The sequence below is a fragment of the Laedolimicola intestinihominis genome, from assembly GCF_040096155.1.
GTDB lineage: Bacteria > Bacillota > Clostridia > Lachnospirales > Lachnospiraceae > Laedolimicola > Laedolimicola intestinihominis.
Genome location: NZ_JBBMFE010000015.1, coordinates 55,447 through 79,575 on the forward strand (window position 1 = coordinate 55,447; position 24,129 = coordinate 79,575).

Below are 24,129 nucleotides of genomic sequence, written 5' to 3' on the forward strand. Positions count from 1 at the left end.
AAATGCGGGAACAGGATAAGATGACGATGGAACAGGCAGAAGCCAAGATGAGCGGCCTGCGGGAGGTATTCCCGTTTGTGAGATTGGTAAAGGGAAGTGTTCTGAAGGACAGGGAGCGCGAGCCGGCGGAGGGACTCCCCAGGGCCTGTCAGTGCTACGAATTCTGGAAGAAAGACAAGCCCTGTGAAAATTGTATATCCAGAGATGTGCTGGACAGCCAGGGCGAGGAAAGTAAGATAGAGTTTATCGACGATCAGATGTATCAGGTATTCTCCCGGTACGTGGAGATAGATGGAGAACCCTATGTCATGGAAATGATTAAGGAGCTGGATGAGAGAACCCTGCTGGATTCTGAGGGCTACGAGAAGCTGCTGAGCCATCTGACTGTCTACAACGAGAAGCTGTACAAGGACGCCCTGACCGGCGCTTATAACCGCCGTTTCTATGAGGATGAAGTCAAAGACATGAACGGCCCTGCAGGTGTGGCAGTTATCGATTTGGACGATTTCAAGATCTACAACGACACCTACGGTCACCATGCGGGTGACCTGGCACTGGAGACTGCTGCTGATATCATCCGGCGTTATGTCCGAAAGTCCGACATGCTGATCCGCTATGGCGGAGATGAATTTCTGCTGATCCTGCCGGATATCCAGTCCGATATTTTTACGGCCAAGCTGAAAATGATTCAGGAGCGCATCTACGAAGCCACCATAGCAGGCTATAACCGCTTACAGATGTCTGTCAGCATCGGCGGCGTCATGTTCAATAGCGGCGATATCAAGGAAGCCGTGTCCCGGGCGGACAAGCTCATGTACCGCGCCAAGAAGCGGAAAAATATGGTTGTTACCGAGTGGGATGTCAAGGATAATCCGAAAAAAGCGCCGGAGGAAGAAAGCGAAGATCTGCGCCAGCAGATTCTGATCGTTGACGACTCAGAGATGAACCGCGCTATTCTGACTGAGATTCTGCAGAAGGACTACCGTATCCTGAATGCGGAAGACGGTGAGCAGTGTATTGAAATCCTGGAACAGAAGGGTACTGCCATTTCCCTGATTCTCCTGGATTTGGTGATGCCGAAGATGGACGGCTTTGAAGTTCTTGCCGTTATGAATAAAAAGCAGTGGATTGAGGATATTCCGGTTATCATGATTTCCAGTGAAGATTCCGCCCAGTTCATTCAGAAGGCCTACGAATTCGGAGTTACTGACTATATCGGACGTCCCTTCGACGCGAAGGTTGTATACCAGCGCGTGTTTAACACCATCAAGCTCTATGCCAAGCAGCGCCATCTCCTGAGCCTGATTACCCGCCAGATTTACGAGAAAGAGCATAGCAACCGTATTATGATCACGATTTTGAGCCAGATCGTGGAGTTCCGAAACGGCGAGAGCGGCCCGCACGTGATGCACATCAATATTCTGACGGAGCTGTTACTGGAGCAGCTGATGAAGCGCAGCAACGATTACCATATGACCTGGTCGGAGCAGCAGATGATTGTAACGGCTTCCTCCCTGCACGATATCGGTAAAATCGGTATCGCGGAATCCATTCTGAACAAACCGGGCAGATTGACGGATGAAGAATTTGAAATCATGAAGACCCATACGTTGATCGGAGCTTCCATACTGGAGAAAATGGAGCTTTACCAGGATGAGCCGCTGGTTCAGATTGCCCGTGATATCTGTCGCTGGCACCACGAGCGCTATGATGGCCGCGGCTATCCGGACGGCCTGAAGGGCGATCAGATCCCCATATCCGTCCAGGTGGTGGCGCTGGCGGATGTGTATGACGCCCTGGTCAGCGAGCGTGTATACAAAAAAGCTTACTCCCATGAGCAGGCGCTCCGGATGATCCTGAACGGAGAATGCGGCGCGTTCAATCCGTTGCTTCTGCAGTGCCTCATGGATATCAAGGACAAGATTAAGTGGGAGCTTGCGAGTGGCATGACGGAAGATTATGCGCGGTGGGAAGACATGGCGGAAGTTTCTGAGATATCCACGGAATCCATAAAGAAGCTGACAGACTAAACCAGCTTCTTCCTTAGCAGCTCCGGATTCGTCGCGTAAATCAGCGCCGTATCCTTTGAAATCACGCCCTTCTGACAGAGTGCCAGAATGCTGGCGTCCATCGATACCATATCTTCCCGGTTCGACGAATACAGCAGTCCGTCGATCTGTGGCACTTTATTATCACGGATCATATTTCGAATCGCCGGAGTTACCGTCATAATCTCAAAAGCGGGAACCATCCCTCCATCCACGGTGGGCAGCAGCTGCTGCGATACGACAGCGTTCAGAACGGTGGAAAGCTGAATCGCGATCTGCCGCTGCTGGCTGGGCGGGAAGACGTCGATGATGCGGTCAATGGTATTGGCGGCGCCGATCGTGTGAAGGGTGGACAGCAGCAGATGACCGGTTTCGGCGGCTGTCATAGCCACGTTGATGGTCTCGTAATCACGCATTTCCCCGAGAAGGATGACGTCGGGGCTCTGGCGGAGCGCCGCACGGAGAGCTGTCACGTAGTTTTCCGTGTCCACGTGGATCTCCCGCTGGCTCACGATGGAGCGGTTATGGCGGTGCAGAAATTCCAGCGGATCCTCCAGCGTGATGATATGCGCATCCCGTGTCTGATTGATGTGATCGATCATGCAGGCCAGGGTTGTGGATTTTCCGCTGCCTGCCGGGCCTGTAATCAGAATCATGCCGCTTCCGGATGCGGTGGAATTGATGATATACGGCGGAATTCCCAGGGCTGTGTAGTCCGGCAGCTGGAAGGTGATCACACGGATCACGGCTGAGAGCGTTCCGCGCTGCTTGTAGGCGCTGACACGGAAGCGGGACACGCCCTGAATCGCGAAGGCGAAGTCGTCGTCGCCGTGTTCGTGCAGGGCCGTCATATCCCGGCTGCCTGCCAGCCTGTAGATGTTGTTCAGCAGGTCTTCTGTATCCGGCGGCAGCAGCCGTTCTTCATTTATCCGGTAAAGCGTACCGTTTTTGCGGAAAGAGCAGGGAAGACCTGCCACAATAAACACATCCGACGCATTTTCCCCCACTGCCTGTTTTAAAATCGTAACAATATCCATAGTGATCCTCCCTGAATTTTCAGTCTTCATTGGAAATCCCGATTCCCGGTGAACCGGAAGTGGAATTCCAGTCCCCGGTGTTGATGGTCTGCCAGGCGGAGATTACATATCCGTCTGTGCCGTCCGGGGAAAGCTCCACGAAAAGCGCCTGGCGATCGCTGATTTGCACCTGAAAGCTGAGGCTTTCCGTCATATGTTTCAATTCCCCGGCTGCGTCCAGCGACGCGATCTGCTCCTCTGCCTGATTGCAGACGGCATAGTAGGCTGTCCGCCGGTCTGCCAGCTGTCTGCTGAAACGGTAATCGCTCTGGGCGCCGGTAAGAGTCAGCACCGCGAATATCACCAGGCAAAGCACCAGAAAGACCACCAGAAGGGAAGAAGATCCGATGCTCAGAAAGGGAACACTTTTTTTCTCCTTATTCATCCGCGGTTCCTCCCGATAAATAGTGAACGGTCTCCAGCCGGTAAATTTCCGCTGAAGAATTCTTTTTTGTCATAATCGCTTTGCAGCGCAGCAGCTTTCCGCGTTCGGAAAAGTCCGCTGTCAGCAGATATGCCGCTGCGTCCGCGTCTGCCGCGCAGGGCTGAAGCTCCGCGTCAAATCCCACAGCTACTGTGAAAACGGAATCATTATCCGAAGCCGGATCCTCGGCTGCTGCGTCCGCGTACAGGGCAGCCAGCTTTTCTGCGGCGTCTGCCGCGGTTCCGGCATTGCTTCCGATCTCCGCTGCGTCCGAGCAGGCGGACACCGCCGTATGCAGCGCCCGGGCGTCCCGGCTTAAGGTATGGGCCCGCACAAAGATCTGTATGCAGATTGCGCTTGCCACCGAGAAAAACAGAATGGAAAAAATCAGCTCCAGCAGAAACAGGCTGGATGTACGGGGGCGATGTGTCATTTTCATGAAGCTGCGCCCCCTTTCGTGCTTCGTACCTGAACGACAGCCCGGGCAGTCGTGCCGTCCGTATTGGTGCAGGAGAAGGAGAGCAGGCCGTCATCCGGCCTTGTGAAGCTGAGCGACGAGACAGCCAGGATTGCCCTGCCGTCCTCTGCAGACGCGGGCGCGCCGTCCTTTACAAACAGCTCCCGCAAGGCGTCTTCATAGGCGTAGATATAAGTAGTATAGTCCGAATCCCCATAAGACTGCCGGATCTGAAGAGCCTCGCAGCCGTCGAAGGTTCCGATATCGATCTGTCCGTCCGCGTCATTCTGATGTACTTTCTCCGTCAGGTATGCCAGCGCCGTCTCCGCCGTATAGCTCCGGGAAGAATGGATCGCCGTGTCCCGGTAAACGCCGGTAGCCAGCAGAATCACCGATACCGCCGAAAAGGCGAATACGAAGAGCAGGGCCGCCGGAAAAAGAACATCGATGAGATGATGTGGGTCACGCCGTATCTGCATACTCATTTCACCTCCAGAATCGTCACATCCGGATACAGATTGGCTCCGGAGACGTGGTAATCCACGAAAAAGCGGTCATGATCATAGGTCAGTCCGTAATGCTTCGTCAGATATTCCAGGCTTTCGGGGTAAGCGCCCTCCACTGCGTAGCAGTAAGTAATACTCCGGTTCAGGGCTTCCTCAAGGCTGTCCCGCTGCCGCCGGTCCGTATCCGCCGAAAGGGACTGTATCCCCAGATAAAAGCAGAGAAAGATGACCGCGAAGACAGAGACGGACAAAAGCAGCCGAAGCTGTGGCCGGGATTTTTTCTCCGTTTGAAAACGCATGAGCAGCACCTCCTAAAGACTGGACAGGATGCCCATCAGCGGCAGCATCGCAGACAGCAGAATCACGCCCACAATGAGGGACAGGGTGATGACCAGCGTGGGCTCCAGAACCGCCAGGGTCCGGTTCATCCGATCGTCCAGATCCTCCTGGCAGAGATCGGCGATTCGTTCCAGTACCGCATCCAGTTCCCCGGTCCGGGCGCCGATGGAAGCCATCCGCGCGTAGACGCCGGTCAGAATCTGCTCCTGATGCAGGAGAGCCGCCAGATCCTGTCCCTCAGACAGCCCGTTCCGGCAGGCTTCCAGCTTCTTACAGAAATCAGTGTCTTCGATCAGCCGCTCTGTCAGCTCCAGACTCTGTTCCTGGGTGAGACCGCTTTTCAGGGAGATAGCCATTCCGCTGGCAAAGCGGCAGACAGAAAGCTGCTCCTGCATGGACCGGATCCGTGAAAAATGAAGTCCGATTTTCCGGAAAAACCGCCGTCCGCCCGCGGTGTGTGTTCCGGCAAAGGCCGCCGCGATTACCAGCAGAAGAAGTACAATGAACAGGATGGAATACCGGTTGAGCGCTGTGCCGAGTCCCATAAGCACCCGGGAAAATCCGGTCATCTCCGTACCCAGCTGCCGGAACACCTGCTGGAAGATGGGCATGACCTTTACAAGTAAAATGACGATAACCGCTGCCATCATGGCTGACATAATAAGCGGATAGGTCAGGGCGTTTTTAACATTGCGGCTTATGGCTTCCTCACGTTCATAGTGGAGCGACAGAGCCTTCATGACCTCGTCCAGGGTACCGGTCTGTTCGCCGAGCTCCGTCATGGAGAGAAGATAGGCGGGGAAAAGACCGGCGTCCGCAAAGGCCGTGGCGAGGCTTCCGGTCTCCTGTAAGCGCTCCAGCAGCCTCTGAAGCACCGCCTGCTCCTCCGGGTCCTTACTGTCCTCCAACAGAATGGAAATTCCTTCCAGAGAGGAAATGCCGGAGTGCAGGATAAGACTCAGCTGCCCGCAGAAGGCTGCCAGCTCCGGATTGGAAAATGCTTTCTGTTTTATCTTAATTTCGTCCATAATAACCTCCGTTCCGTATGGTTAATACGTGTATTTCACAGTGTAATGGCTGCCGTCGCCGATATACTTCTTTACGGAAGCCCGGTCGTTACCGGCCGCCAGCGTGGGATCCATCAGCGTCCAGTCCTTCCCGTCAAAGGAAATGATGCCGTCCACCCAGCCGGTCTCCTGAAGATAGACGCTGATCCAGGCGTGGTAAGCCTGCCCGGAATAGCCCACCTCCAGCTTCGTGGGAATTCCCTGGGATCGGAGCATGGCGGCCATCAGGGAAGCGTAGTCAAAGCAGATCCCCTTTTTCGAAGCCATCACAGCGTCGATATCCGGAATATAGTCCGTGGGAATATTCTTCGCCAGTTCCTCATCATAGGAAATGGTGCCGGTGACGTAATCATAGACCTGCTCCACATAATTCAGATCCGAGGTGGAAGCGTCGGAAAGCTCCATCCCGTATTTTACAGCTTCACTGTCCGCCGTGTACCAGCAGTACTGGTTCGGATAAAGGAAGGGCTTGAATTCATCCCGGAGCGAAACCTCAAGGTCCCGGGGAAACGCAAGAGCGTACTTGTTATCGTAGGCGTGCTCGTAGATCTCCAGGTGGTAGGAGCCGCTGCCGCCGGACAGGGGAAAGGTCTGATAATCGCCGGGCTTCAGAAAATAAGAGTAGAGCGTGCCGTCGGGCGCGGTCATCTGAAGCCGGGATTTATCTGCCGGGCCGGTGTAGCGGACCATCACGTAGCCCTCGGAGGTATTGGAAGCATCGATGGAGACGAAATCATTTCCATAGACGTCGGTTCCATCGGCGGATGGCAGCAGAAATTCCGTTACAGTGGTTCGGGGCGGAAGCGACGGATCCTGCGCGGATGAACCGTCGGAATCTGGACTGCCGCAGCCGGACAGAAGAAGCAGTATACAGATGAAAAAGAGCTTCATAAGGGAAAATCCTTTCCTATTTCATGGTAATGCGAAGGTGCAGCGTATTGCCGGCCCGATCGGGGACGCAGACGTCCAGAAAATGCTCCGGGCAGGAGAATACAGCCGTCTGTCCGGCCTCGTCCACCTGAAGGGGCGCAGCCTGACGGCCATCCTGATCAAGGGCCGTGATACTGCTGTATTCCACGCCGGAGCCGGAATCCTCCAGAGTCAGCCAGACCTTCCCGTCCTTCTGGGAATGAGAAGAGCAGGCGGGCGCTTCGGTGTCGACGCCGGAGACAGGAACCGTCACAGTCTGATACTGGTTATTGATAAGCGTCACAGTCACGGACAGTGTGCCATTGGCGCGGGGCTCGACGATGTAGGTATTCTCCCCGGCGGCAGCTACCAGAAGCCGGGCGCCGTCCACTTCTGCATAGACGCTGCTGACGGGCAGAAGCGTATCCACGTCGATCCGGTAGGTGGGCAGCCAGGGGGTGTCCGTGGGCTGAAGCTGCAGGCTGACCCCGGGATAGAGAAACAGAAGGGGCAGCAGACAGAACAGCAGGAGAATCACCACCAGAAGAATCTTCTGGAAGGAAAAACGCTCCCTGCGGTAACGGGTATAGGAAATCAAGGTCTTCAGCGGAATGGTATTGGGCTCCGCCTGACAGGCGTCGAAGATATTTTCCAGCATACGGTCTGCCAGAGCTTCGGAAAGCGCCGGAGCCGTCTTTTTCTTGAAAAGTATCATGGGAAATGCCTCCTTTACAGGTTCAGAATCGCGCGCAGGCGCTTCTCCCCACGACGCAGATAGCGGGAGACAGCGGTAGGGCGCAGATACAGAAGCCGGGCAATGCGTCGGATGGGCATATGGTCAAAATAGCGCATGGACAGCGCCTGGGCCTCCGTAAAGGGGAGAATCCGAAGCTGTCGGAGCGTATATTCGTGATCGCCGATGGAGAAGGTAAGGTCTTCCGAAGAACGGGTAGGGCTGGTCCGCAGAAGACGGCGCTCCAGGCAGGCGTGATAGTTCAGATAAGAGAGCCAGGGAAGAAAAAGCCCGGAATCCTGCAGGGAATCCAGATTCCGGAGCACCTGAATATAGGTCTCCTGCAGGGCGTCGCGGGCCAGGTATTCATCCTGGAGATAGTCGTAGGAAAAGCGGTACTGCTGCTGAAAAGTGGCTGCGTAAAGCTCCGCGAAGGCATTGCTGTCGCCCAGGACAGCCAGGTCAGCGAGTCCGGCGATATATTGCTGATCCAGATTATTCATAGTCCTGCTGCTCCTCCTTGTAGATACGCTGGTTGGATAGAGCAATCAGTTCGGTGATAGTGGGAGCGGCCTCCCCGTCCTCAAAGGCGATGCCATACTGATAGACAATGGGATAGGCGCCCTCCCTGGCGTTGTGGGCATCCGTCTTCTGCTGTACCCGGTCAAGAAAAAGCTGAAGCTTCTCCTGGGAACAGTCTTCGAAAAGCGCCAGAAATTTATTGCCGCCGTTACGCCCCACGAAGCAGAGATCCAGGGAGGTCAGGTGGAGAATGTTGGAAAAATCCCGAATCAGGATATTTCCCTGCATATGGCCGTATCGGCGGTTGATATCCCGAAGATTCGTCAGGTCGAACATGATGCAGCCCATGTGGTCGGGCAGAGGCTTATCCAGATAACGGTCAATCAGCGCGTCGCAGCTGAAGCGGTTGGCAATGCCGGCCACCGGATCGGAATGGACCACATGGTTGAGCTCCCGGTAATCCTTTTTATAGGAAGATAACAGGATAAAATCCGTCAGAAGAAAGGCGAAGGATAAAAGAAGCACCAGCCAGAGCACGCCGCAGAGAAAGCGTACGCGGGTGTCCGAGCCGGCCATATGGTAAAGCTCCGGATCCAGAAGCACCAGATCGATGCTGACCAGAGTGAGAATCAGAAATATGATAAGCTGAACTGTTTTGGCTATATCCAGTTTTTTCATGGGAAACCACCTCCTGAAGCAGTTGTATCCATTATAGCATATTTTGCCGAAAATCATAGGGGGAAAACGAAACCGCTGAAAAACTAACCTTTCGGATAGTGGACAGTGGATCTCCGCGATGATAATATAAGACTATATGGAAAACGAAAAGTGTTTATGAAAAAACAGGAAGAGAGTGAAGAGACTTATGCTGAAGGTTCGGATGCTCGGGCAGGAAGAAATTACCTATGGGGATCATCCCATTTTATCAGGAAAAAATAAAATAACAAAATCCATGGAACTGCTTCTTTTGCTGCTTCACAGAAGAGAAACGGGAATAGCAAGGAGCAGATTGGCTGACGCCCTTTACGGGGTGGAGGAGGTGGCAGACGCGGGTAACAGCCTTCGCGTGACCTTACACAGACTCAGGAAGCTCCTTTTGGACGCAGGAATGCCGGAGGAGGACTTTATTACGATCCGGGAGGGCGTATACCGCTGGAGCAGCAGGGAAGAAATGGATGTGGACGTCTGGAAGTTCCGGGAGCTGATAGAAGGAGCGGAAAAGGAGACAGACGAAGTCAGAAAGGCGGAGCTGCTGAAGGCAGCCTGTCAGATGTACCGCGGCGAGTTCCTGCCCAAGCTTTCCGGTCAGGAATGGGCGCTGCTGGCGGCAGCTTCCTATAAGAAAATGTACTGCGACGCCCTGACATGGATCATCGAGTGGCTGAAAAAGCGCAGGGAGTACGACGAAATTCTCTGCCTGGTGGAGACAGCCTGCCGCCTGTATCCCTTCGAGGAGTGGCAGACCGTGAAAATCGACTGCTATATCGCCCAAAATCGTTATAACGAGGCCATGGCGGAGTATGAAAATACAGCCCGGATGCTGGCGGAGGAGCTGGGCGTGGCTCCCTCTGAGCGAATGATGGAACAGTTCCGGGATATGAGCAGCCATATCAGCAACAGACCCGGCACGGTGGAAGACATCAAGCATGGTCTGCAGGAGGATAAAAAGGACTGGGGCGCGTTTTACTGTACGCCGCCCAGCTTCCGGGATGTGTACCGCATGGTACGCCGGAATATGGAGCGCAGCGGCCGGTCCGTTTATCTTCTGGTCTGCTCCCTGACAGACAGCCAGGGCCGGGCCATGGAACAGGGGGAGAAGCTGGAGCAGCTGGCCGGAAAGCTGGGCGATGCAATACATAGCTCTCTTCGGAGAGGGGACGCGTTCACCCGTTACAGCGCCAGCCAGTATCTGGTGATGCTGGGAGAACTGTCAGATCGTAATCAGCCGGATTACGGATTCATTTACAAAGGAACACAAGAGCTGGGAGAAACGGCTGCATTGCTGCGTGACTTCCCTGTATGACGAAGAAGGATGACATCTATGAGCAGAAAAAATATAGCATCTATGAACCTGTCCTCTCCGAACCTGGTCAATGTCTGTATCGATACGCTGGAGAACGGCGAGATACGAGGCAGAATGTATCATTATTATGGAGAGCAGCCGGTCCGGTTCGAAAGCATTCTGCAGCTTCTGAAGCAGATGGAGGCCCTGTTTGACGGAATAGCATTTCCCCAGGCCTCGACCAGGAGCCGGAGCTTTCGGAAGCAGTCGGCGGCGGAGGTTCCTTACAATATAGAAAAGCGGCCTGAGCGCCGGACGGACGAAGAACAGCTGACCGGGCAGAGAGGCCGGCTGGCCACGCTGCTGATACAGGTGGGATACCGGCAAAATTCCACCTGGGAGGGCGAAGCGTTATGGCTTGAGCAAAATGAAAAGAAAGAGTTCTGGAATGAGCTGGAGCTTCTGCAGCTTCTGGAGCTGGCATTACAGGAATGCAAAATTCAGGTAAATGAAGTAAAAAAATAAGGAAAAATTTGTTTTGTAATGCATTTTGTAACAGAATATCTCTTATAATAGGAAATAATAACAGGGAACTGCAAAGGGATACAGAGATAGGATGGACTGATTATGAAAAATACCAATACCTTCGTAGTAAAGATAGTAAGTCAGCAGAACTCTACCTGGCAGGGAAGCGTCACCTGGACAGAAGAGAAGAAGGTGCAGAATTTCCGAAGCGCGCTGGAACTGCTGAAACTGATAAGCGGAGCACTTGATGAAGGAGACATCGAGGCGGAAGGAGGAAACCATGAAAAGTAAAATGCTGAAGAGAGCCATTGCCATCATGCTTTGCATGGTAATCGTGATGGGCGGAGCGGAACATATGCGCGCCGGAAGCTCGGAAGGGACAGAAGAGACAACCACGGAGACGGCAGAGGAAGAAATCGTCCTGTCTGACGACGGAGATGAGAATCCCGTAGCGGACGCAGAGGAAGGACAGCCGAAAGCGCAGACCGAAGAGACACCTTCTGAAGAAGGACAGTCCGAGTCCAAGGCGGAAGAAGGACAGTCCGAGTCCAAAGCGGAAGAAGGACAGTCCGGAGCACAGAATCCCGACGCAGGAGAAACGAAGACAGGCGAAAGTGAAGAGAACATTCCGGAGGAAGAACTGAAAGAGAAGCCCATCATGGAGCTGACCTACGAGGACAGCCAGGTATCCATCCGGGTTACCGCAGATGAGGAAGGCAATATCCCCCAGGGCGCATCCCTTTCCGTTACCCCGATTGAGAAACAAGAAATCCATGACGATATGGACGCCGACGCGAAAGCAGAGGCGGAGGAGCTGAACGCCCAGTACGACGCCACCGCAGAGAAGCTGCAGGAGAAGGCCCAGGGCGAAGAGTACGACATCCTCGGTTTCCTTGCCTACGACATCACCTTCGTAGATGAGAACGGCGACAAGCTGGAGCCGAACGGATCCGTATCTGTATCCATGGACTACAAGGAAGCAGCCATCCCTGAGGAAGTAAAAACAGCCCGGGAAGCCGGCGCCGAGGTCGCAGACGTTACCCTGATGCATCTGGAGGAGAACTCCGACGGAGCAGTCAAAGATGTGGTAGACATGGTTGCCGATGAGAGCCAGGAAGCGAATGTGCAGACCACCGAGGCTACCGAAGTGGAAGCGGCGGAGTTTGTGACGGAGAGCTTTTCAGTATTTACGCTGACTTGGAAAGGTAAATCTGCGTCTGGTTTAACGATTCAGGCTGTAGATACAGAGGGAAACAGTATTGGAGCATCAGGAATAACAAAAAATATCAGTCAAGAAGCAGCGGTGACTGATATTGCAGATAAGCAGTTTAGAATATCTGGATATACCTTTTTAAAGGCAACTTTAAATGGTGTTGATGGAACAGAAATTAAACGGCTGAAATGTGAAGAGAAGGGTTTTATTTATAAGACCTATACGTGGTATTATAATACAAGCGAAAATGGTTATGGTGGTTGGCAAAATGTAAATAGCAATACAATTTATTTTGTCTATCGTAGTGCCTTAGTTGATCTGGAAGGCAATGCAGTTTCAACAACAAAGCATCAGGAGATGATTAGCAAAGTATCACAGGGAGACCTGCCGATTACCTGGAGTCGTTCTGCTACATACGTTTATAATCAGGGTGGAAGTGAAGTTTCGCTTGGCTTGGATTGGACATGGAAAGATGTAACAGATCATTTGAACGATCTGAGTATAACAAACGAAAATCAGGTATGGGATGGATCACGCCTGGGAACACATTACTTGGGAAATTATCTTCCCAACAATACAATTACTGCATCTGGCGACAAGCTGTATGATTCCGCTACATGGAAAATAAATGGCAGTAAGAGTACGGATGAGGCGCTGACTCGTTTTAGAGGAAGCTTTGATCTGGAAGAATTGAAAAAAGAAAAGGACTATGGTTATGCTGATTATGATTATACAATTGAATCAGTGTTGGATGATAGTCGGATTTATATTAATGACAATATGTTTGTATTTGTATATCCGGAAGGAGCAGACATTACAAACGAAAATTACAAAGATTATTTAGCATTTTGGACGGGAACTTCCAATCGCTTAGGTAATATTCAGTATTATCAGGGAAAAGCAGGAACCCTTGCATATAATAATATTGTATTAGGTGGCCAATGGGGAGAAGCTGGCGCTGACGATTCAAATAATCTGTTTTGCAAAATCACAAATGGCTGGTATGCAAAACCTGTAGAAGATGGTGCGGGTGGAATTATCCAGAGAGAACTTGCGAAAAATCCGAGTAACACAAGGTTTTATATTGATGTTATTACGCATGATAACGCTACAGGCGGAGGAATGTACCGACTTGAGATAAAAGCACAGAAGAAGCAGAAAACACCGGTAAGCTTCTATAAAGTAGATGCAGATAATACCAGTCGGGGCGTCCAGGGCGCTAAGTTTACAATGACATCTGAGAAGGGCGCTACATACTTCTTTACAAGTGGTGCCGATGGAAAGACCAACGAAAACAAATTGGTACCGGGGACCTATACTCTGAAAGAAAATGTAGCAGGAAGCGGATATCTTGGCTCCAGTAATGAATGGACGGTTGAGGTTACAAATACTGGATTCAGCATAACCCTGAATGGTGATGATGACGGAAATGCAACGGCAGGTACATTCACATCAGGCAGCAAAGCTGAAAAATGGTACATCACCAATAAGAAAAATGGAACCACACCGACACCGCCCACAACGGATCAGGATCTGGGCAAGCCGGAACATAAGAAGACCATCCTGAAGCAGGGAGAATATGATTACAGATTGTCTCTGGATGTGAAAGGAGAGGTAGGACAGGCCACGCCGATTGATGTACTGCTGATCGTGGATGAATCAAACAGTATGGATGGTGCCGGAAAAAGAAATGTAGATAAAGCAGTTGCACAGCTGGTAAGACAGCTTAAAGCTTCGGATATAAAAGACAATATTAAAATTGCGATAGTTGGATTTTCTGGAACGGAAGGTACGTGGATTTGGGATGGTATCCTTAGTGGACATTATGAAGATGAAGCGGACAATGATGCAAGAACGCGTATGGACTGGACGAAAGTCACTGAATTAGGTGCTTCGCCGTTCGGGCTGACAGTAGATGGTGGAACAAACTGGCAGGCAGGTGTTCGTGAAGGAGAAAAAGTTTTAGCATCCGGAACATCAGGAGCAAAGAAGTATGTTGTTTTCCTGACAGATGGAAATCCGACATATAAGTATGACGACAAGGGAATGACAACAGGTGAGGGGGATACGTATAAAGAGGAGTATTTGACTGCGGCAGTTACAGAGTGGAATAGTACAACTCATATGAAGAATGCTGTAAAGTATATCATTGATGCAAACAATGAGACGCAGAGCAAGTGTAGCGATTTCGCGTCAAAAGTTGGTGCAGAAAATCTTAGTGGTACAAGTGAAACAGATCTTACTACAGCTTTCGAAAGAATTGCAAAAGATATTACCAAGCCGGAATACAAAAACGTATCCATCACAGACACATTAAGCGATTATGCAGATTTTGCTGATGCAGAACACTTAAACTTAAAGGTTTACAGACAGAAAGACGGCGAAGCAAAATCAGAACTGAGTGCTTCCCAGTATGAAGTGGTTTGGGGCGAGGATGGCAAAACAGTTACGGTAAAACTTCTGAATCAGAAAGCTCTGGAAGAAAAGGTTACTTACACCGTTGAGTTTAACATCAAACCGACCCTGAAAGCCTACGCAGATTATGCAATGCAAAATGGCTATGGAGGAACAGTAGGAGATCCGAATACGGATACGGATACAGCAAATCCGACCAGTTCAGATAAGCCTGGTTTCCATTCCAATGATACCGCAAAAGTAACTTACACGGTAAATGGCAAGGAGGATCATGCAGAATATGCTCATCCGGTACTTCAGGTAGAGCAGGAGACCACAGAACATTCCGTAAAGAAGGTGTGGCGCGGCGGTGAAGAGGATTCCGTACAGGTACAGCTGACAGCCAAGTACAATGATGGTAACACCACTCTTACTGATGTACCGACTACCTATCAGTCTCTGACAACAGAGATGCGGAAAGCTCAGACCTTGAACGCAACAAATGGTTGGACATACAAGTGGGAAAACCTTCCGAAGCATTACTATTATACAGATAAAGACGGAAAGCTGGCGAGAACAGAGATTGTTTATTCAGTAGAAGAGATGAATCCGTCCAATAAGTATAATGTAACCTATGCGAAGAGCGAGGATGGAACACTCACCACCATCACCAACACTGCGAAAGCAAAGTGGGAGATTGTAAAAATAAGTTCCAACAGCGAAGAGATGAAGCTGGAGGGCGCAGCGTTTACCCTGACAGATACTAAGAATCCCGCAACTACCTATACGGGTACTTCCGAAAGTGGTGGAGTCGTAACCTGGAAAGACGCGGAAAATAACGATGTATCCATGATTCCGGAAGGCACCTATACACTCAAGGAAACCAAAGCTCCCGGCAACTACGCACTGAGCGAGGAAACCTGGACAATTATTGTAGGCAAGGACGGAAGTCTGACAGTCACAGACGCATCTGGTAAAAATGTGGCATTTGATACGACAAAGGAAACAGATGCTAACGGCAAGGAAACCGGTGTAGTAATTTACAGCTATTACTTCAAGAACACACCGATGTACGAGCTTCCGAGTACCGGAGGAATCGGAACCTATTGGTATACAATCGGCGGCATGCTGATGATGGCAGCAGCGCTGGTTCTGTATAGAAAGAAAAAGTATACAAAATAAAATGTATACAAAATAAAATGGGAGAAACCCAAAAAAAGAAAGGATGAAATGCTATGAAGAAGTACAGAAAGATTTGGGCGGTGTTATTAACACTGGCCATGGTGCTTGGAATGAGCATGACAACAATGGCGGCAGCGCCGACAAGTAAAATCGAAGTAAAGGGACTGTCTGCACAGGAAGAAGAAACCGTAAATCTGTATGCGGCAATTACCTTAAATGAAGCAGAGAATGCCTGGGTTGTAGCAGATTGGGCACAGCCTTATGTAACACTGGATACAGCAAATAATAAGTACATAGTAACTGACTGGGCGGGACTTTCCGCAGCCGCAGCTGGAACTCCGATTCAGCAGCAGCATGCAGTTGGAGTGACGAACGTTACATTTAACAATGTTCCGGTGGGCGCATATGTTATTACCGCATCAGGCAACAAGATTAACTATGCACCGATGGTAGCGGAGACTTATGATAATACAGCAGAAACGCTGCAGGCTAAAAACGCAGAAGTAACTGCAAAATCGACCGGATACGAACTGACAAAAAAGCAGAAGATTGAAGCAACAGGCAATAAATTTGTAAAACGCGGCGAGACGCTTACCTTTGAGATTACAACAACATTCCCGGCGTTTGAAAAAGCTGATTCAAAAGATAACGTATTTACTATTGTAGATACGCCGACCGGTCTGGATATTACAGATATTACAAGCCTTACAGTAGGCAATGCTGCACTGACAAAAGACACGGATTACACCATGACAAAAGATTCGGCTACAGGCGCAGTTACCATTGATTTAACTAAGTATATTGGTAAAGAAAATGCACATGCAGGCCAGACAGTAGTAGTTACCTATACAGCAATCGTTACAGCAGCAGAAGGAACAGCAGATGGAGGCATTTATAAGAATACAGCAAATGCGTATCGTAACGGAACAGAGACAGGTGGAGATAACGAAGAAGGCTGGACTGGCGATATCACACTGACTAAGACAGATGACGCTGAGAATGAAAAAGATAGAAAACAGCTGAATGGAGCAGAGTTTGAGGTATACAAGAACTTTGAAGAAAAAGATGGCAAAGTTACAGCAAATGAGACTGATAAGTTATATTTTGTAAAAGAGACAGATGGTGTATATAAGTTAGCATTATCAAATGAAGAAGAAGGAGCAACATCAACAGTAGTTGCAACAAGCGGTACAGTTCGGGTGAAAGGCCTCGACGAGGGAACCTACTGGTTCAAAGAGACAAAGGCTCCGTCTGGATATTCTATTAATGCAGCAGGAAAACAGGTTACGATTACGCTTCCTACAGCAACAGATAATGGTAAGTTACAGAATGTATCTGTAAGCGATACACTTACTGATACCAAGCTTTCTGCTCTGCCCTCCACCGGTGGCATCGGTACCACAATCTTCACCATCGGCGGCTGCGCTATCATGATTGCAGCAGCATTCCTGTTCTTCGCAAGTCGTAAGAAGAATGACAACAAATAAGTAAAGTAACAGAAGTTACATAAGTAACACGCGTTACAAGCAACACAGACGAGACATCATAGCATTTAAGGAGTCAGAGGGCGTTAGTCCTCTGGCTCCCATATAAAAACATTTACAGCAACAAGGAGAGTCCGGATGAAGAATAAAGGAAAAGTAATTGGAATAATCATATTATTTTTAGCCGGTTTGTCCTTATTGCTGTACCCGCTGGTGGCAAACCAGTGGAACAGTTACCGACAGAGCCGGCTTATCAGCACCTACGAAGGTCAGGTGTCCGACCTGGAAAATGGAGATGGCATTGATTACGAAGCAGAATGGGAGCGGGCGAGAGCCTACAATGCCTCCCTGCTTCCCAGCATCCTTCCCGATTCCTTCGCCATCGCCCAGGCGTCCGACGAACCGGATTCGGAGTACATGGCCAGCCTGAACCTGACCGGGGACGGCATGATGGGAACCATCGAGATTCCGAAGATTCAGGTGAAGCTTCCGATTTATCATACCACGGAGGCCACGGTGTTGGAGAAGGCCGCAGGCCATCTGGAGGGCAGCTCCCTCCCCATCGGAGGCGAGAACAGCCACGCAGTCATTTCCGCACACCGGGGACTGCCAAGCGCCAGCCTCTTTACAGACCTGGATAAGCTGGAGCTGGGTGATCATTTTCTGATTCATGTGCTGGATGAGACACTGGCTTATGAGGTGGATGACATTCAGGTGGTAGAGCCGGAGGATACTGAGAGTCTGGCGGTGGAGCCCGGCGAGGATCTGGTGACACTGCTCACCTGTACCCCCTACGGCGTGAATTCCCATCGGCTTCTGGTACAGGGACACCGGGTTTCCTACGATCCGGAGACGACCATAGCGAAGGAAGAGACGAAGGGTCAGGTCAGCATGCATACCAATTATCTGCTCTGGGTCATCGTGGGACTGGCTGTGACAGCCGTCTTTATCGCAGCCTTGTTCCTGTGGGATAGAAAGCAGAAGAAAAAAATGGAAAACACTGCGACACCGAAGGAGTAACCATGAAGCGAAAAATCACGAATCTTCTGGTGGGGCTGCTGTTTCTGGTTGGTCTGGGAGTTCTGACATATCCCACCATATCCAATCAGTGGAACACCTATCGGCAGAGTAAGCTTATCAGTACCTACGAGGCGGCCATGGAGCCCATGACGCCGGAGGATTTCTCAGAGGAATGGGAGAAGGCCAGAGCCTTCAACGCGTCCTTTACCGACAATAACCTCTACGGCGATGTATTTGGCGCTGAAGATACGAAGCTGGAGGATACGGAATACTGGAAGGTGCTGAATATCGCAGGCGACGGCGTGATGGGGTATCTCTCCATCCCGAAGATCAACATCAAGCTGGCCATTTACCACGGAACCGGTGAAGATGTGCTGCAGACCGGCGTCGGCCATCTGAACGGTACGAAGCTCCCTATCGGCGGAGAAGGAAGTCATTCCGTACTGGCAGCCCACCGGGGATTGCCCAGCGCGCGGCTTTTTACAGACATCGATCAGCTGCAGCCGGGAGATAAATTTTACATTCATATGCTGGACGAAGTGCTGGCCTATGAAGTGGATCAGATTCTTCCCATGGTAGAGAAAGATGATATGGATACGCTGACAGAAGCCATGAAGGTGGATCCGGACGCGGATCAGGTGACATTATTTACCTGTACGCCCTATGGAGTCAATTCCCACCGCCTTCTGGTGAGGGGAACGAGAGTACCTTATACCGGAGAGGAAGAAGTGCAGAATACAGTGGCAGAGACCATGGTTCAGGCAGTGCAGAATTATTACATGCTCTATCTGATAATGGGACTGTCTGTGACCATACTGGTGATATTAATCATGAAATTCCTGTTTGGAAGACACAAAAAGCAAGGAGGAAAACGCGATGATGAATAAGAGGGTGAAGATGGGAGGAGCGTGCATTCTGGCGCTGGCACTGACGCTGGCAGGCCTGAAGCTTCCGAGCGCGTACGCGGCGTTGCCGGTGGATCTGTCCCAGAAAGGCAGCATCGAGTTCAAGCTGGCGAAGAATGTGTACCCGGAGCCTGCGAATCCGGATGAGGAACGAGCGGACTATAACGAGGAGCTGTATAAGCTGCCTATGACCGTAAAACTGTATCAGGTGGCAGATATCACCGAGACCGGCGCGTATAAGGCGAAGGACGCTTACACCACTCTGGGCGTGGATAAGGTAAACAGCGAGACAAAGACAGAGGAATGGACCGCAATGGCGGCCACAGCGGCGGAGCTGGCAGCAGGGATGACGGAAGATTACCGGGCAGTCAAGGCAAAAGACAGTGACAGCGTAAAGCAGGAGTTGCCGATGGAGCTGGGACTTTACCTGGTGCTGGTGGACGATGTGGTGACAGACAGCTATATCTACAGCTTTAATCCGTATCTGATTTCCGTGCCGAATAATTATGTCTACAGCACAGGCAGCGACGCCTGGGTTTATAATCTGACCGGCGACAATGCAGTCGGCCTGAAGCCGGAGCGGCAGGAGCGTCTTGGGGATCTGGAGATTGTCAAGGATCTGATCGGCTACAATGCATCCCTGGGCGGCGCGTATTTCGTATATGAGGTGTCCGTACCGAATCCGGACGGAACCACAACAAGCAATGTATACAAGCTTTCCTTTACGGATACCGGAAGCCGGTCCCTGACCATCACGGATCTTCCGGCAGGGGCGGAGGTGACGGTGACCGAGGTCTATACCGGCGCCAGCTACTCGCTGACCACAGACCCCACTCAGAAGACGACCATCACCGCCAATCCCAACAGCGACTGGAAGGTAACGGGCGGCGATAAACCGGCAGAGCTGGAGCCCTACACGCCGAGCTCCGTAAGCTTTACAAATACTTATGACAAGCGCCAGAACGGCGGCAGTGGCGTAGTCAATACCTTCTATAAGAACGGAGAAATCGTAGACTGTCGAAATGACATCGATAAGGTGGAGGTGAACTAAGGATGAAAAGACTGAGTAAAAAAGCCCTTTGCCTTGCAGCGGCTGGTCTGGTGCTGGCGGGCAGCGCATCCGTGGGAAGCGCATACGCTTATTTTACAACTTATACAGAGGTCTCCGGCGGAGCAGTCTTTAACCTGGGACAGACGAAGACGGAGATTGACGAGCGGGTGGAAAATGGCACGAAAATCGTATCGATTCGGAATATCGGCGATTACGCCTGCTACGTCCGGGTAACCGCATTTGCGGGAAGCAGCTATACCCTGACCTTCGCGGACGGCGGATCCGGGAAATGGAGCAATGGCGGCGACGGCTACTGGTACTACAGCGACCTGGTTCAGCCGGGCGAGATGACGGGAACCTTGAATATTAAGATTCCGCAGGAACTCCTGGGGGATGTAACAGAGGACACCGAGCTGAATGTCATCGTAGTTCAGGAGTGCGCTCCGGAAAGCTACGACGAGAACGGGGCATTGCTCCCCAACGGACCGGCACGGTTTCAGAAGACGGCAGGAAATTAAAGGAGGACGGGCAAGATGAAGAAGAAAAAGAACAGATTTCCGAAAAAGACCGCCCTGCTCCTGGGCGCTGCGGCGCTCCTGCTTCTGGGAAGCACTGTGGGAAGCACGCGGGCAGCGCTGACCTACTACAGCGAGAATTACGTGGCGGGCGTGGAGATGTCCAGTATCGGCATCACCCTTCTGGAAAATGGCAAGACCGTCGGCGCCCGGAATTACGATAAGAACGGCGAGTGGATGGTGACCGGGGGAGAGCTGCTTGGGGATCTTCTGAAGGACGGCGAGCTCCTGGTACCGGGAAAGCCTTATGATGAGCAGCTGGAGGTACGCAACAGCGGCAACATTGACAGCTATGTGCGTGTGATTGTCACAAAAAGCTGGACAGATAAAGAGGGCAATGAGGTACCGGTGACCACGTTGGATCCGAATCTGATAGACCTGCATGTTACGGAAGCCAATGGCTGGGCAGAGGATACCTCCGCCAGGACGGCGGAGCGCGGCATCTGGTACCTGAACGGAGCGCTGAAGGCTGGTGAGTCCGTGGATTTCGCGGATTATCTGAGCATCGCCCCGGCGATTCGGGATATGATGACCAAATCCGTTGAACAGAGCGGCAATGCGACGACCTATACATATACCTATGATTATGACGGATATTCCTTCCGGGTAGGCATTTCCGCTGAGGCGGTGCAGACTCATAACGCAGCCGACGCGGTGAAGAGTGCCTGGGGCGTGGATATCTCCGATGTGATTACCAATGTGTCAGGAAATTAAGAGGGGGTACAAGAAGATGAAGAAAAAAGTATTGTGCCTTGCGATGGCACTGGTGATGCTGGCGGGCGGAAGTCTTACAGCCCATGCGGAAGAACTGAAGGGTCAGGACGGCTGGCGGGCCGAATTTAACGGGAAAAAGATTGTCAGCAATTTTGATTCCGGCACCCTGGCGGACGAAGCCGGCAATGTGCAGCCCGGCGACAGCATTACCCTGAAAGTAGAGATTAAGAATTCCGATACCGGTTCTACCGACTGGTATATGACCAACGAGGCCATCCAGTCCCTGGAGGACGCGGCGGATGTGGCCCAGGGCGGCGCTTACTCCTACCGCCTGGCTTACAAGGGTCCGAAGGGTCAGGAGATTGAGATTTACAACAGCGAAAATGTGGGCGGCGAGAGCGCCACAGGAAAGCTGGAGGGACTCCATCAGGCCACGGACACCCTGAACGATTATTTTTACCTGGACAGACTGGAGTCCGGCAAATCCGGCACAGTGACTCTGAAGGTAACGGTCGAGGGCGAAACCCAGAATAACGATTACCAGAAGACCCTGGCGAAGCTTCAGATGACATTTGCGGTGGAAAAGGTCACTGCAAGCGTGGTAAAGCACACGCCGGGTAAGGTACATACCGAGACAAGGATGATTACGAACCGGGTACAGACCGGCGATACGGCCCACATCCTGCTGTTTTGTCTGCTGGGACTGACCAGTGGACTGGTGCTCCTGTTTATCGGAGTAAAATCATCCAAAAGACGTAAGAACGGACAGAAAGGAGAGTGAGCCGAATGAAAGCATTCAAAAAACTGGCAGCAGCGGCAGCGGCAATCACCTTCTTACTGAGTCTGTCGATTCTGACTGCAGACGCGGCGGAGGCTCCGAAGGGATATTCCTATCAGGTGACGCTCCATGCGGGCAATCAGGGAACCATCGGCGGTCAGGACAGCGTAACCATTTCTGATTTGCAGTATGGGGCGCAGGTATCCTTTGACCTGAGCACGATTCAGGTGACGGATGATCGCTATTATGTGAAGGGCGTGCGTCTGAGCGGCCGCGACAACAATACGGTCAATGCCACAGCGTTCCGTGTGGAAGGCGACGCAGATTATGTGGTGGCATACGGTATCAAGGGCAATCTGGTGGCCTATACCGTGAAGTATCAGGACGCTTCCGGCAGACAGTTGGCTGCGGACAGCACGTTCTATGGAAATGTGGGCGACAAGCCCATCGTGGCTTACAGGTATATTGAGAATTATGTACCGCAGGCGCTGGCTCTGACCAAGACTCTGAGCGCCAATGAGGCGGAGAACGTATTTACCTTCGTGTATACACGGGGCGAGGCCGGAATCATTACGATTCCGGGCTCTGACACCACCAATGTGGTGACGGTGGTTGTGCCGGGCGTGACTAGGGTCAATGGCGGAGGCGCGAACGCAGGCGGTAACGGCGCAGGCGGCGGAGCAGCGGCAGGCGCGGACGCGAACGGCGGCGCTGCGGGCGAAGGCGACAACGACGATAACGACGATAATGTGGAGGTAACCACCCCCGACAACCTGGTAGACCTGGATGAAAATCAGGCGCCGGCAGCGAATATTGACCTGGACGGCAATGGCGCGAAGGCATTCCCGTTTGCGGCGGCAGTGGTCATCGGCGTGGGCGCTCTGGCGGCGTTACTGGTACTTGCAGTATGGATTCGGAAGCGGATGAAATCTGAGGAATAAAAAGCAGGAAAGAATGAGAAGAAGACGAGGATAGGATTCGGAGACGGGCCCTATCCCCGTTTCTGTTACGAAGTATCCGTAAGGAGCTGCCACCGGCAGATCCTGCCGGTATAAAGTATGCATTCGGAAAGGAAGCAAAAGCCGTGAGTAAGAATAAGAAAAAAGGCAGAAATCCGCTGGCGGTCATCTGCAGTACGCTGGGAACCCTGGCTCTGGTGGCGCTGATCGCGGCCTGCGTGCCCCTGACCATACCCCGGATGCTGGGTTATGAGCTCTATACGGTAGTCAGCGGCAGCATGGAACCGGCGATCCCTACAGGCAGTCTGGTGTATGTGGAAAATATGGATCCCACAGAGGTGCAGGAGGGGGACGTCATCGCGTTTTACAGCGTACAGGACGGAAGTGCTGTGATTACCCACCGGGTGGTGACCAACAGCACGGTTATGGGCGAGTTTATCACCAAGGGCGACGCCAACGAGGAAAATGATATGAGTCCGATTCCCTATTATTATTTCATTGGACGGGTCGTAAAATCGATCCCGAGGGTGGGCTCCATGGCGCAGACCTTTACCAGCAGCACCGGGAAGCTTGCGGCAGCCAGTCTGATGGGGCTGGGTGTAATTCTGCATCTGTTGGCTGCAGTCCTGAACAGAAAGAGAGAGAAAGAGGCGTGAAGAAGAGAATTTTAGGAAGATATGACGGTAAAAAGCGCAGCTGGTTCCGGCAGTTCAAAGAGTTTCTGGCGCTGCTTTTGCTGATTGTACTCCTCTTTCAGCTGGTGGTGGGGGTCTTTTTCGTGAAGGGCGACTCCATGTATCCCACCCTGGACGATGGCGAGCTGGCTCTCTATCTCCGCATCGTCCCGGAATACCATCGCGGCGACATCGTCTCTGTGCGTCTGCCTTCCGGCGAACAATACGTAAAACGTATCGTCGGTCTGCCCGGCGACGAAGTAGACTTTAAGGATGGCCGGCTCCTCATAAACGGCGAGCCCCAGGACGAGCCCTACGCCAACGGCGAAAGCGCCCCCGAGGGTAATAACCTGACCTATCCCTGCACCCTGACCGCCGACCGGTACTTCGTCCTCGGCGACAACCGCATCCAGTCCATGGACTCCCGCATCTTCGGCCCGATACTGAAGAGCGAGCTGAAGGGGAAGATGGTGGTGCATCTGAGGATTATCCGAAGGGACTAAAAAACATAAAAATATATCAACGAACAGAAAACGGCGTGGGGGGGGGGGGGGGGGGGGGGGGGGGGGGGG

At 51.9% G+C, this 24,129-nt stretch carries 25 protein-coding genes; 15 read left to right on the forward strand and 10 right to left on the reverse strand.

The features are described 5' to 3' along the window. Positions 1 to 2 precede the first annotated feature (2 nt). The gene (locus WMO29_RS13915) at positions 3 to 2,030 is read left to right on the forward strand and encodes a diguanylate cyclase (protein ID WP_349165177.1); all 2,028 of its coding nucleotides are present in this window, start codon (positions 3 to 5) and stop codon (positions 2,028 to 2,030) included. On the opposite strand, the gene WMO29_RS13920 is transcribed toward WMO29_RS13915, so the two are convergent. Genes WMO29_RS13920 through WMO29_RS13965 form a run of 10 tightly spaced genes read right to left on the reverse strand, consistent with a single transcriptional unit; the run spans position 2,027 to position 8,759 of the window. Beyond that, the gene (locus tag WMO29_RS13920) at positions 2,027 to 3,115 is read right to left on the reverse strand and encodes a type IV pilus twitching motility protein PilT (protein WP_435391180.1); all 1,089 of its coding nucleotides are present in this window, start codon (positions 3,113 to 3,115) and stop codon (positions 2,027 to 2,029) included. The genes WMO29_RS13915 and WMO29_RS13920 overlap by 4 nt on opposite strands. Continuing rightward, on the reverse strand, positions 3,105 to 3,509 hold the full coding sequence (locus tag WMO29_RS13925) for a hypothetical protein (RefSeq protein ID WP_349165179.1): 405 nt from the start codon (positions 3,507 to 3,509) through the stop codon (positions 3,105 to 3,107). Before WMO29_RS13925 ends, WMO29_RS13920 begins: the two co-directional genes overlap by 11 nt. Next, positions 3,502 to 3,987: a hypothetical protein gene (locus WMO29_RS13930; RefSeq protein WP_178038818.1), complete on the reverse strand. Its 486-nt coding sequence runs from the start codon at positions 3,985 to 3,987 to the stop codon at positions 3,502 to 3,504. Before WMO29_RS13930 ends, WMO29_RS13925 begins: the two co-directional genes overlap by 8 nt. Continuing rightward, a complete protein-coding gene (locus WMO29_RS13935) occupies positions 3,984 to 4,490 on the reverse strand; it encodes a DUF4860 domain-containing protein (RefSeq protein ID WP_349165180.1) in 507 nt (168 codons plus the stop codon). The genes WMO29_RS13930 and WMO29_RS13935 overlap by 4 nt, the downstream gene beginning before the upstream one ends. Next, the gene (locus tag WMO29_RS13940; protein WP_349165182.1) at positions 4,487 to 4,810 is read right to left on the reverse strand and encodes a hypothetical protein; all 324 of its coding nucleotides are present in this window, start codon (positions 4,808 to 4,810) and stop codon (positions 4,487 to 4,489) included. The genes WMO29_RS13935 and WMO29_RS13940 overlap by 4 nt, the downstream gene beginning before the upstream one ends. A 12-nt stretch (positions 4,811 to 4,822) precedes the next feature. Then, positions 4,823 to 5,878 (reverse strand): type II secretion system F family protein, encoded by a 1,056-nt coding sequence (locus WMO29_RS13945; RefSeq protein ID WP_349165184.1) that lies wholly within the window; start codon positions 5,876 to 5,878, stop codon positions 4,823 to 4,825. A gap of 21 nt (positions 5,879 to 5,899) precedes the next feature. Beyond that, entirely contained in the window at positions 5,900 to 6,808 is a 909-nt protein-coding gene (locus tag WMO29_RS13950) for a transglutaminase-like domain-containing protein (protein ID WP_349165185.1), read from the reverse strand. Positions 6,809 to 6,824: 16 nt separating this feature from the next. Further along, a complete protein-coding gene (locus tag WMO29_RS13955; protein WP_349165186.1) occupies positions 6,825 to 7,541 on the reverse strand; it encodes a hypothetical protein in 717 nt (238 codons plus the stop codon). Between the two features lie 14 nt (positions 7,542 to 7,555). Then, a complete protein-coding gene (locus WMO29_RS13960; protein WP_349165188.1) occupies positions 7,556 to 8,062 on the reverse strand; it encodes an RNA polymerase sigma factor in 507 nt (168 codons plus the stop codon). Further along, complete coding sequence (locus tag WMO29_RS13965; RefSeq protein WP_349165189.1) at positions 8,055 to 8,759, reverse strand: GGDEF domain-containing protein; 705 nt, start codon at positions 8,757 to 8,759, stop codon at positions 8,055 to 8,057. The genes WMO29_RS13960 and WMO29_RS13965 overlap by 8 nt, the downstream gene beginning before the upstream one ends. 175 nt (positions 8,760 to 8,934) lie before the next feature. Here WMO29_RS13965 and WMO29_RS13970 point away from each other — a divergent pair, with 175 nt between their 5' ends. From WMO29_RS13970 to lepB, 14 genes are all read left to right on the forward strand, one after another. Further along, the gene (locus tag WMO29_RS13970; protein ID WP_349165190.1) at positions 8,935 to 10,104 is read left to right on the forward strand and encodes an AfsR/SARP family transcriptional regulator; all 1,170 of its coding nucleotides are present in this window, start codon (positions 8,935 to 8,937) and stop codon (positions 10,102 to 10,104) included. An 18-nt stretch (positions 10,105 to 10,122) separates the two neighbouring features. Then, complete coding sequence (locus tag WMO29_RS13975) at positions 10,123 to 10,608, forward strand: hypothetical protein (RefSeq protein WP_349165191.1); 486 nt, start codon at positions 10,123 to 10,125, stop codon at positions 10,606 to 10,608. Between the two features lie 102 nt (positions 10,609 to 10,710). After that, a complete protein-coding gene (locus WMO29_RS13980; protein WP_178038826.1) occupies positions 10,711 to 10,899 on the forward strand; it encodes a hypothetical protein in 189 nt (62 codons plus the stop codon). Next, positions 10,889 to 15,397, forward strand: coding sequence for a DUF7604 domain-containing protein (locus tag WMO29_RS13985; protein WP_349165192.1), 4,509 nt, complete (start codon positions 10,889 to 10,891; stop codon positions 15,395 to 15,397). Before WMO29_RS13980 ends, WMO29_RS13985 begins: the two co-directional genes overlap by 11 nt. Before the next feature lie 53 nt (positions 15,398 to 15,450). Further along, positions 15,451 to 16,884: a SpaH/EbpB family LPXTG-anchored major pilin gene (locus WMO29_RS13990; RefSeq protein ID WP_349165193.1), complete on the forward strand. Its 1,434-nt coding sequence runs from the start codon at positions 15,451 to 15,453 to the stop codon at positions 16,882 to 16,884. Between the two features lie 135 nt (positions 16,885 to 17,019). Next, positions 17,020 to 17,901 carry a class C sortase gene (locus tag WMO29_RS13995; protein ID WP_349165194.1) on the forward strand — a complete coding sequence of 294 codons (882 nt, stop codon included), beginning with the start codon at positions 17,020 to 17,022 and terminating at the stop codon, positions 17,899 to 17,901. 2 nt (positions 17,902 to 17,903) lie between these two features. Further along, a complete protein-coding gene (locus WMO29_RS14000) occupies positions 17,904 to 18,788 on the forward strand; it encodes a class C sortase (RefSeq protein ID WP_349165195.1) in 885 nt (294 codons plus the stop codon). Continuing rightward, positions 18,778 to 19,857, forward strand: coding sequence for a DUF5979 domain-containing protein (locus WMO29_RS14005; RefSeq protein WP_349165196.1), 1,080 nt, complete (start codon positions 18,778 to 18,780; stop codon positions 19,855 to 19,857). The genes WMO29_RS14000 and WMO29_RS14005 overlap by 11 nt, the downstream gene beginning before the upstream one ends. Positions 19,858 to 19,859: 2 nt before the next feature. Continuing rightward, positions 19,860 to 20,375 (forward strand): hypothetical protein, encoded by a 516-nt coding sequence (locus tag WMO29_RS14010; protein ID WP_349165198.1) that lies wholly within the window; start codon positions 19,860 to 19,862, stop codon positions 20,373 to 20,375. 15 nt (positions 20,376 to 20,390) lie between these two features. Further along, complete coding sequence (locus WMO29_RS14015; protein WP_349165199.1) at positions 20,391 to 21,146, forward strand: hypothetical protein; 756 nt, start codon at positions 20,391 to 20,393, stop codon at positions 21,144 to 21,146. A 16-nt stretch (positions 21,147 to 21,162) separates the two neighbouring features. Further along, the gene (locus tag WMO29_RS14020; protein WP_349165200.1) at positions 21,163 to 21,927 is read left to right on the forward strand and encodes a COG1361 family protein; all 765 of its coding nucleotides are present in this window, start codon (positions 21,163 to 21,165) and stop codon (positions 21,925 to 21,927) included. 5 nt (positions 21,928 to 21,932) lie between these two features. Beyond that, positions 21,933 to 22,865, forward strand: a complete 933-nt coding sequence (locus WMO29_RS14025) for a MucBP domain-containing protein (RefSeq protein ID WP_349165201.1) — start codon at positions 21,933 to 21,935, stop codon at positions 22,863 to 22,865. A 143-nt stretch (positions 22,866 to 23,008) separates the two neighbouring features. Continuing rightward, a complete protein-coding gene (locus WMO29_RS14030) occupies positions 23,009 to 23,539 on the forward strand; it encodes a signal peptidase I (RefSeq protein ID WP_349165202.1) in 531 nt (176 codons plus the stop codon). Next, complete coding sequence (gene lepB, locus WMO29_RS14035; protein ID WP_349165203.1) at positions 23,536 to 24,060, forward strand: signal peptidase I; 525 nt, start codon at positions 23,536 to 23,538, stop codon at positions 24,058 to 24,060. The genes WMO29_RS14030 and lepB overlap by 4 nt, the downstream gene beginning before the upstream one ends. Positions 24,061 to 24,129: the final 69 nt, after the last annotated feature.

Bases quoted from the DNA above. Each gene is read 5' to 3' on its own strand.
- WMO29_RS13915 (WP_349165177.1), top strand. From the start codon at position 3: ATGCGGGAACAGGATAAGATGACGATGGAACAGGCAGAAGCCAAGATG.
- WMO29_RS13920 (WP_435391180.1), bottom strand. From the start codon at position 3,115: ATGAAGACTGAAAATTCAGGGAGGATCACTATGGATATTGTTACGATT.
- WMO29_RS13925 (WP_349165179.1), bottom strand. From the start codon at position 3,509: ATGAATAAGGAGAAAAAAAGTGTTCCCTTTCTGAGCATCGGATCTTCT.
- WMO29_RS13930 (WP_178038818.1), bottom strand. From the start codon at position 3,987: ATGAAAATGACACATCGCCCCCGTACATCCAGCCTGTTTCTGCTGGAG.
- WMO29_RS13935 (WP_349165180.1), bottom strand. From the start codon at position 4,490: ATGAGTATGCAGATACGGCGTGACCCACATCATCTCATCGATGTTCTT.
- WMO29_RS13940 (WP_349165182.1), bottom strand. From the start codon at position 4,810: ATGCGTTTTCAAACGGAGAAAAAATCCCGGCCACAGCTTCGGCTGCTT.
- WMO29_RS13945 (WP_349165184.1), bottom strand. From the start codon at position 5,878: ATGGACGAAATTAAGATAAAACAGAAAGCATTTTCCAATCCGGAGCTG.
- WMO29_RS13950 (WP_349165185.1), bottom strand. From the start codon at position 6,808: ATGAAGCTCTTTTTCATCTGTATACTGCTTCTTCTGTCCGGCTGCGGC.
- WMO29_RS13955 (WP_349165186.1), bottom strand. From the start codon at position 7,541: ATGATACTTTTCAAGAAAAAGACGGCTCCGGCGCTTTCCGAAGCTCTG.
- WMO29_RS13960 (WP_349165188.1), bottom strand. From the start codon at position 8,062: ATGAATAATCTGGATCAGCAATATATCGCCGGACTCGCTGACCTGGCT.
- WMO29_RS13965 (WP_349165189.1), bottom strand. From the start codon at position 8,759: ATGAAAAAACTGGATATAGCCAAAACAGTTCAGCTTATCATATTTCTG.
- WMO29_RS13975 (WP_349165191.1), top strand. From the start codon at position 10,123: ATGAGCAGAAAAAATATAGCATCTATGAACCTGTCCTCTCCGAACCTG.
- WMO29_RS13980 (WP_178038826.1), top strand. From the start codon at position 10,711: ATGAAAAATACCAATACCTTCGTAGTAAAGATAGTAAGTCAGCAGAAC.
- WMO29_RS13985 (WP_349165192.1), top strand. From the start codon at position 10,889: ATGAAAAGTAAAATGCTGAAGAGAGCCATTGCCATCATGCTTTGCATG.
- WMO29_RS13990 (WP_349165193.1), top strand. From the start codon at position 15,451: ATGAAGAAGTACAGAAAGATTTGGGCGGTGTTATTAACACTGGCCATG.
- WMO29_RS13995 (WP_349165194.1), top strand. From the start codon at position 17,020: ATGAAGAATAAAGGAAAAGTAATTGGAATAATCATATTATTTTTAGCC.
- WMO29_RS14000 (WP_349165195.1), top strand. From the start codon at position 17,904: ATGAAGCGAAAAATCACGAATCTTCTGGTGGGGCTGCTGTTTCTGGTT.
- WMO29_RS14005 (WP_349165196.1), top strand. From the start codon at position 18,778: ATGATGAATAAGAGGGTGAAGATGGGAGGAGCGTGCATTCTGGCGCTG.
- WMO29_RS14010 (WP_349165198.1), top strand. From the start codon at position 19,860: ATGAAAAGACTGAGTAAAAAAGCCCTTTGCCTTGCAGCGGCTGGTCTG.
- WMO29_RS14015 (WP_349165199.1), top strand. From the start codon at position 20,391: ATGAAGAAGAAAAAGAACAGATTTCCGAAAAAGACCGCCCTGCTCCTG.
- WMO29_RS14020 (WP_349165200.1), top strand. From the start codon at position 21,163: ATGAAGAAAAAAGTATTGTGCCTTGCGATGGCACTGGTGATGCTGGCG.
- WMO29_RS14025 (WP_349165201.1), top strand. From the start codon at position 21,933: ATGAAAGCATTCAAAAAACTGGCAGCAGCGGCAGCGGCAATCACCTTC.